At 26.8% G+C, this 2,668-nt stretch carries 1 protein-coding gene; it reads right to left on the minus strand.

Annotated elements, in window-relative coordinates:
• The coding region (locus ACH2BO_RS08880) for an efflux RND transporter permease subunit (RefSeq protein WP_395044391.1) at positions 1–2,579 on the minus strand (2,579 nt) is incomplete at its 3' end.
• Positions 2,580–2,668 lie beyond the last annotated feature (89 nt).

Raw genomic sequence — 2,668 nt, forward strand, 5'->3', positions numbered from 1 at the left:
AATTTTAGCTTTAATTCATTTAAGTTTTTTTCTAAAAAAGCATTGCCAAATTTAAAATTACCTGCATACTGAAATGCTACAATTCTGACGTACTCTTGATTTTCCTTATCTATTTTTTCAGCATTTGGCTCTTTAGATATAGAAGCAACGCTTTTAAGATTTATAAAACTTGAATCTTTTTGCAAAACATCATTTTTAACATTCCATAAATCAAACTTATAAGCGTTTTCACTTTCAAACCTAACAGCTTCATTTATACCATTAATATTTATATATAAATCACTAAATTTTGAAACTACTTTATCATTTATACTTTGAAAAGCATCAAAAGAATTGGTTTGATATAACGCTAATTTTTCTTTATCAAATTTAAATTGATATTCAAATGATTTTTTTCTTCCATAAAAACTATTATCAGTAATAATAACATTTTGAACACGCGGATGTTTTTCTAGTAGAATTTTCAAACTATCAGCCCAACTTGATAGAACACTATAATTATAACCTATTGCTTTTAACTTTAAGTTTATTGGCTCATTATTACTGCCACCATTACTAAATCCATTTCCAACACCAAAAATTTGCCAATCCATCCCTCCGAAATCAAGAACTTTTCTTATCAATTTTGACTTTATTATATAAGGAAAAGCAGAATCTTCAAATTCCTTTTTAAATACAATTTCAATTGTAGCTCTATCAGCACTTTGCACTTGTGTGGTAAATTGTTTAATTTGAGTAAATGAATTTAAATAATTATCTAACTCTATAAAGGCTGTATTCATTTGATGAACTGTAGCGCCTTTTTCCATCGATGCAGAAACATATAATTTTGTTTCTTCGTTGTTTTGATAATTGGCATTTTCAAAAACATAGGTTGAAAACAATCTAAAAGTTCCTCCAAGATAAGTGTCGCAAAAAGGTCTTAAATTATCATTAAACCATTCATTGCCAATTGTAGCGTTGTATAATTTTTCATACCAATACTTATTCCCTTCAACTTTAACAGGCAACATAAATATAGGTAAACCAAACAAAAGGATAATGAATACAATTGTTAGTTTTTTATACTTTAATAAAAATAACAATATCTTTTCATATTGTATTAAAAAAAAATCATTAAATATTATTTTCTTTTCTTTAAGAACTCTTATCGGAAAACGTTTTAATAATGCAGGAATTAATAGTAAAGCTGTAAACAATGAAACACCTAAGTTAATAATAATAACCCATGCAAAATCAATCAAGTTTTGTTTGTATTTCTCATCTAAAAAATAAATTGCAGATAAAGCACCAATCGTTGTTAATGTTGCAGCCAACAATGGTAAAAATACTTTGAGATTATTTTTTTTTCTCAAATGATCCATCATAATAATCGTATTATTAATAATCAATCCGAGCGAAATTGTTACACCTGCTAAAGAATACAACTGTATTTCTATTTTAAAAAGATAATAAAAGATTAAAGAAATAGATAATGTTGCAACCATTCCAACAACTAATATCATCACATACCTAAAACTTTTACTAGCCAATAAAACAAAAAGAAATAAAAGTAGTAAGGTATAAAAAGAACGACTATAAATTTTATTTAGCTCTTGAGATAAGTAATCTGTGGCATTGTAAGATTGATTTATACTATAGTTTTTGGGTAATTTTTGTCTCATTTTTTTTACCGATAATTCAACTTCTTGAGCAAGTTTAATTGTATTTACATTTTGCTCAGCATAAACTGCCATAGTTATTGCATTCTTTCCATTTACTCGAAAATAACTTTGACTTTCTTGCTCTTGATGGACTACTGATGCAATATCATCTAAGTAAATAATTTTTTCATTAACTTTTTTTACAGGAATATGTGAATTAAATAATGTATTAGGATTATTCAAAGTCACATTCAAAATTTTATTATTCTCTTTAATCACTCCTAAATCTGAAGATTTATAACATTCTTGTAAACTAGTTATTATATCATTTTTTGATATATTAAGAAGATTTAACTTATCTGGACTGTAAGTAATAAACCATTCCTTTTGATTTGCTCCATAAACAGAAACAGTACTCACTCCATTAACTGCAACTATAGTTGGAGAGCAGTTTTGCATGACAAAATCCTGAATTTCACTTGGTGTAGCATCTCCAAATATGGTGTAAATTATTAAAGCATTATTTTGTTCATCATCATTTGGTTTATTTACACTTATAATAGGATAACTAACTTCATCAGGTAATTTATTATACAATTGTCTTATAATGGTAGCAACTTCAAACCTAAGATTATCAATATCATTAGCTTTATCTAATTCCAAAATAATTGTGCCAGTGCCTTCTTCTGAGCTCGATGTAATTTTTTTTACACCTTGTAACACACTAAAACCAGATTCTAAAACAGCGGTTACTTGGCTTTCTACAGAGAAAGACGATGCACTTGAGTAATTATAAGAAACTGTCAAAGTAGCATGTTCATCACTTGGGTTTAATTGTACGGAAAGTTGTGGCAACAACATAAGCCCAAAAACAGACAAAACACTGAATAAAATGATGATTTTGAATGACGATAACCGCATTAATAATTTTTGCATAAATAAAACACTATTTTTCTTGCAAAGTTCTTTTTTTTTTATTAATTAGCACAATAATAATTTTAAAACTATTTATTTATGAGAAAATT

Source organism: Flavobacterium sp. (assembly GCF_043773265.1).
Lineage (GTDB): Bacteria > Bacteroidota > Bacteroidia > Flavobacteriales > Flavobacteriaceae > Flavobacterium.